The sequence below is a fragment of the uncultured Veillonella sp. genome (assembly GCF_934190855.1).
Lineage (GTDB): Bacteria > Bacillota > Negativicutes > Veillonellales > Veillonellaceae > Veillonella.
The window spans coordinates 1-6,013 of record NZ_CAKPTN010000099.1 but is presented as its reverse complement, the minus strand read 5'-3'; the positions used below and the strand labels follow the sequence as shown (position 1 = coordinate 6,013).

Genomic DNA, 6,013 nt, shown 5'->3' with positions numbered 1-6,013 from the left:
CGCATCCCCCGCATAAGATTGGCTACATGCAATTTTAAGAGCAAGGCCTTTATTGAGAACAGGAATATTTGTAATATCGTTTTTCTCTGGATAGTTAGGATGTAACCCATGTGCTACATCGGAAGAAATCATAAAGCCTTTAGAGATAAAGCTGTCCATCTCTTGATTAGAATATCCTAATGCATCATACACACGTTTAATGAGGTTAGGTAAAAGCATACCTGCCCCACCTTGTTTTGTGCGACTACCTACCTCTTCATTATCAAAGAGAATCGCACAACGTACACCATTAGCACTATGTTTACGTGCTTGAATAATGCCAGATAATACGCTAAAACAAGATGTTAAATTGTCTAACCGCGGAGCACTAATGAAATCACCTTCTGTGCCAAGTACGCAGCCTTGCTCCGTAGGATATAAAGTCATTTCGTAGGACAAAATTTCTGACGGATCACAATCTACTTCATCAGCTAAAAAAGTACTCCACTCATCATATTTAGCATCGGTGTCAGGGAATAAGCTTGGATTTCTGTTATCAACAAAACCTCTTGCACCATTATCATCTTTTTTACGGTCCATCATCATAATAGGTAGCATTTCCTTTTGACGATTCAGCTTAACCCCATCATTAACAGAACGATTCATGTGAATCGCCAAATTAGGAACAATGGCAATGGGCCGTTTTGTATCAACTAATACAGAGTCTACATCAAAAGCATTATCACCTTTTAAGACTACTGTACCTGCCGCACCCAGTGGACGGTCTAGCCATGTATTTTCGATGAGACCACCATACATTTCTACATTTAACTTAGTGTAGCCTTTTACAGATGTAATAGGATTAGGTTTAACTCGAATAGCAGGGAAATCAGTATGAGCCGAAGCGATACGCAATGTATGCTCTGGTTTCTTACCTATATGAAAGGCAAATAAAGTGGTGCCAAATACATTTACCACATAAGAACCAGAATCTAACTGCCACTCATCTTCTAAACTGAGTTCAGTGAATCCAGAGTCTAATAACATTTGTAAGCTTGTATCTACCGTATGGTACGGTGAAGTACAGGCACCGATATATTTTAATAACTGTTCATTATCAAACTTCATAGTTCCCTCCTATGCACAAATACAATTTGTTCCATATCATGAATAGTTTTTGACTTGTTATGTTTCTTATAATTCTTATCTTTATATTTTAGAAGATATACATTAATAAGATATTAATTACTATTATTTTATCACAAAAAAGCCGCCCCTTTCGGAGCGGCTTTCAACATACATTGTAAATACATACACCTCTAAATCAAAAAATTTACAGTTATATGTACTACGACCATATAAAATTATCAGAATTACTTCTTACCACATACCAATCAATTTCATCCATACGGAACCAAGGCCCATAAAGATGATTAAGTTGATTACGGATGCAAAGAAACCAAGTTTCCACCATGTATTTTGAGGGACATAACCAGTGTTAAAGATTACTGGGGATGGACCTGCTGCATAGTGAGTCAAAGACATACACAAGTTAGATGTGAATGCAATCATCAACAATGTCAACATAGGTGGTGCACCTGCAGAAATAGCAATAGCAGAGAATGCTACAAACATTGCAGAAATATGCGCTGTTAAAGATGCAAATACATAGTGTGCATATGTATTAACAAGAACGGCGATAACGAAAGCAATTACCCAAGATCCTTCAGGGATATAACCACCAACTTGAAGTGTAGCCCATTTGATGAAGCCCAATTTGGAAAGGAATCCAGCAAAGCCCATCAACGTACCCATCCAAACTAATGTATCCCAAGCACCTTTTTCGCTTTTAACATCGTCCCAAATAAGAACGCCTGTTGCAAGTAAAATAGAAATGCCCAAGAACGCAACAGTTGTAGCATCAATTTTTGTAAATTGAGACGTAGCCCACAATACTAAAGCTAAAACAAATACACCAAGCATAACCCATTCTTGGAAGGACATTTTACCAAGGCCTTTTAACTCTTCACGAATCATTTGTTGTGCTTCACGAGCATCTTTGATTTCCGGTGGATATGCTTTATAGATAAAGTACGGCATAATGATCAATGCAATAATACCAGGAACGATAGCTGCCATAGCCCAGTCACCCCAAGTAATGCCGATACCAAAGGATTGAAGCGCTAAAGCCGCAACCAAAGTATTACCAGCCATGGATGTTTGGAACATAGCAGATGTAATTGTATTTACTTGGTAAATAGATTGCATCAAGAAAGAACCAATTTTACGAGGACCATCTTGAGGTTCAGAACCGAAGGCTTTTGCCAAGCTTGTCGTAATAGGCATAATAACACCGCCTACACGAGCTGTGTTAGATGGTGTTGCTGGAGCCAAGATTAAATCAGATAAAGCCAATGCATAAGCTAAGCGCAAAGAACTACTACCAAAAGCAGAAATTAAATTATAAGCAATACGTTTCCCCAAACCAGTTTTAATAAAGCCACGAGAGAATAAGAACGCGCCTACAATTAACCAGATTGCAGAATTAGCAAAACCAGAAATGCCTTCACTAATCTTCAATGTACCTGTTAAAGCAGCCACAGTAATAACTACGATGGATACGCCACCAATCGGAATTGGCTGAGTAATAAAGCCTACGATAGTAGCTACAAAGATGGCGAATAAATGCCATGATTGAGGAGTTAACCCCTCTGGAGTTGGAACAAACCACAAGCCTAAACCAAAGGCTGCTGGAATGATCCAGTTTAATAGTTTTTTCATACACATACCTCCTACATAGGAAAAAACTCAAATATATAACTGCTGAAATACCAAGGCATCGTAAGGTGGCCAAGTCAACACACAAAATAGCCCCTTTCAGCTACGGTGTCTTCAGTATATATCAGTAGTATGTGAAGTTATAAATATATCTTCCTATCCTTAATATAATATATTGGAAGATAAAAAGATGTGAGAAAAAGCTGTGCATCACGAGGTATGCACAGCTTTCATCATCATATAAATCCTATTCAGGTAGAGATACGTTCTCTAAGTTTGTTTTTTCGATAGACTCAATATCACCTTGGTCGCAAAGATTTGCAATAGTTGGATCAATTGGTAAACGGTTCAACAATAATAGACCGTATTTTTGAAGGATTTCTTCAATGTGGCTTTCACCAAAGATTTGGTAATCCTTACCGTTATCTGGGCAATGGAAGTAAGAGTAGTTTTCCACTACACCAATAATAGGCACTTGCATTAAATCAGCCATTTTTACTGCTTTTTCAACAATCATGGATACCAAGTCTTGAGGAGATGTAACGATGATAATACCATCCAATTTCAAGGATTGGTATACAGTAATCGCTACGTCACCTGTTCCTGGCGGCATATCAACGAATAAATAATCGATGTCTTTCCAAATAACATCTGTGTAGAATTGTTTTACTACATTGCCCAAAATAGGACCACGCCATAAAACAGGATCGGTATCATTTTCCAAAAGAAGGTTTACAGACATAACGTCAATACCACCTTTAGATTTTACAGGATACATACCGATTTCGTCAGCATATGCTTTTTCCTTGATGCCGAACATCTTAGGAATAGAAGGACCTGTAATATCCGCATCGAGGATACCTACTTTGTAACCTTTACGCGCCATTGTAATGGCCATCAAGCTCGTAACGGAGGATTTACCTACGCCACCTTTACCAGATACTACGCCGATTACATGTTTAACAGAACTAAGCTCGTGTAATGGAGCTGTAAGATCTTGAGGTTGTTGAGGAGCGCCGCCACCGCAACCAGAAGATTGAGATGGGCATCCGCCACAATCACTGCTGCTACCGCAACCCATAGTAAACACCTACTTTCTTGGAGGAACTACCTCACATCTATATGTAAAACTCTTTTTCTATATGGTAAATACAATGTATCTACTGTTACATTGTATCACGTCATATCAAAAATTATCAATATATTACTCACCACAGAATTCTTTAGTTAAAGCACCTAGAATTTCCATACCCTTTGTAATTTCTTCTACCGTTGGTACAGTATAGCTCAAACGGAACGCATGGCCTTCCCCTGCGCCATCTGCTGCAAAGGCACCGCATTTAATAATCCCTACATTGCGATCCATACAAGCTTCAAAGAAATCATCACAATTTACATCCTTTGGCATAGTCATCCATGCAAACATACCACCTGTAGGTTGAGTTAAATGAACCTTAGAACTTGCATACTTATCAAAGGCATTAAGTAAAGCATCGCATTTAGTTTTATAGACTTTGCGCACATTATCTAAATGCGCATCATAGTCAATTGTATCTAGCACTTTGGCTACTACCTTTTGAGTTACTAATGGCATTTGGCCTGCTGTATTATTTTTTAATGCTTGAATCGCTTCAATAACTTTTGCGGGACCAAATAAGAAACCTACGCGCAAGCCTGCAGACAATGTTTTAGAATAAGAACCTGCATAAAGAACGCGGTTTTCTGTATCAAAAGATTTAAAGGTTGGAATATATTCACCGGCAAAACGAATTTCACCATATGGATCATCTTCATAGATAAACAAATCATATTTAGATGCAATAGTGTAAATCTCCTTACGACGTTCCAACGGCATCGTAATACCTGTTGGGTTTTGGAAGTTAGGAATGAGATAAATATATTTCCCTTTACCAGATTGAGCGGCCTTCTCTAATTCACTTGGAATCATACCGTGCTCATCGGTTTTAATACCTAATGCTTTACCACCCATGTTTCGTACAGAATTAATAGCACTAGTGAAAGTAAACTCATCCATGTACACTTCATCGCCTGGTTCTAACACGGTAATCGGCACAAGCCCTAATAATTGACCTGCACCATTGGAGATAATAAGACCTTGACCTTCTGGGTTCATCTTATGGGTTTTTACTAAACGCTCCAATGTAAGCTCAGCTAGTCGTGCATCCCCCTGCATAGGGCCATATTGTAAAAGGCTCATAGGGTTGGAATGAACTACTTCATCAAAAGCCTTTTCAATTACTTTCACAGGAATTGCTTCAGGCGCAGGATTGCCGATACCAAAGCTAATAAAACCTTCTACACCTACACCACGTTCAAATACTTCACGAATAAAATTAGGACCTTTTAAGGTTACACGTTCAGGAAGAGAAAAGCTCATACTATCGCCTCTTTCATATATACTAAGTCGAAAATATTACTGCGAGAAAATCTTACTAGGATTAAAAATTAAGACTATAATATTACGCATTAGGATCGTGCTCTTGTTCAGCATTTTTCTTATCCATATAGTTCTTGTATACTTTCCATAGTATAAAGTACACTACGCCAGCAACAACTACGATAATTCCTAATCGCCCCATATTCTCTTGGAAATTTACAATATCTGTACCGATGGCAACTTCAAGAGCTGTAGATGGGAATTTACCAATTAAATTTGCTAAGATATAATCTCGCGGTTTAATTTTACTAATGGCACCTAATGCAGTGATGACGCCAGACGGAAAATATGGTAAAGACCGTGCAAATAACATAACCACAAAACCATTTTTACCAGAGAAATCATCTACTTTCATCAACACCGTACTCTTGGCAATCAACTTATCTGCTGTATCCCGCAAAAAGTAACGCATAATGTAAAAGCTAATAACTACGCCAATCGTCTCGGCAAGCCAAGAAATAATAATGCCAGGCCACATGCCGAAAACTAAGCCATTAGCAGTAGAGATGAAAATAGATGGCAAGAAGCCTACAGCATTGACGAAAATATCGAGGACCATACTCACTACCATGGCCATAGGACCAAAGCTTTGAATATACTCCGCGACTTCCTCCATAGAACCACTAGTAGCTAAATGCCACATAGTCGGATAAAACGTAGGATCTACAATATTAATGACAATTAATAGGATAATAAAACCTATGCCCGCTATTAACTGTACCCAGCCCTCACCAGAAGGCTTTAAATTTCGTTTACTCATATATACCTCTTATAAATAAAGACTAGCTTCATTATAAC

General features: G+C 38.3%; 5 protein-coding genes. All 5 read right to left on the bottom strand.

The window, feature by feature from the left end; all coding sequences use genetic code 11:
- Positions 1–1,107, bottom strand: a 1,107-nt coding sequence (locus tag Q0F90_RS06480) for a M18 family aminopeptidase (RefSeq protein WP_296004249.1), incomplete at its 3' end; no start/stop codon positions are given.
- Between the two features lie 252 nt (positions 1,108–1,359).
- Positions 1,360–2,760 carry an anion permease gene (locus Q0F90_RS06475; protein WP_296004248.1) on the bottom strand — a complete coding sequence of 467 codons (1,401 nt, stop codon included), beginning with the start codon at positions 2,758–2,760 and terminating at the stop codon, positions 1,360–1,362.
- A gap of 244 nt (positions 2,761–3,004) precedes the next feature.
- A complete protein-coding gene (locus tag Q0F90_RS06470) occupies positions 3,005–3,838 on the bottom strand; it encodes an Mrp/NBP35 family ATP-binding protein (RefSeq protein ID WP_105094252.1) in 834 nt (277 codons plus the stop codon).
- Between the two features lie 123 nt (positions 3,839–3,961).
- Positions 3,962–5,155, bottom strand: a complete 1,194-nt coding sequence (locus Q0F90_RS06465) for a PLP-dependent aminotransferase family protein (protein WP_296004247.1) — start codon at positions 5,153–5,155, stop codon at positions 3,962–3,964.
- A gap of 82 nt (positions 5,156–5,237) precedes the next feature.
- Positions 5,238–5,975, bottom strand: coding sequence for a TVP38/TMEM64 family protein (locus tag Q0F90_RS06460; protein WP_296004246.1), 738 nt, complete (start codon positions 5,973–5,975; stop codon positions 5,238–5,240).
- Positions 5,976–6,013: the final 38 nt, after the last annotated feature.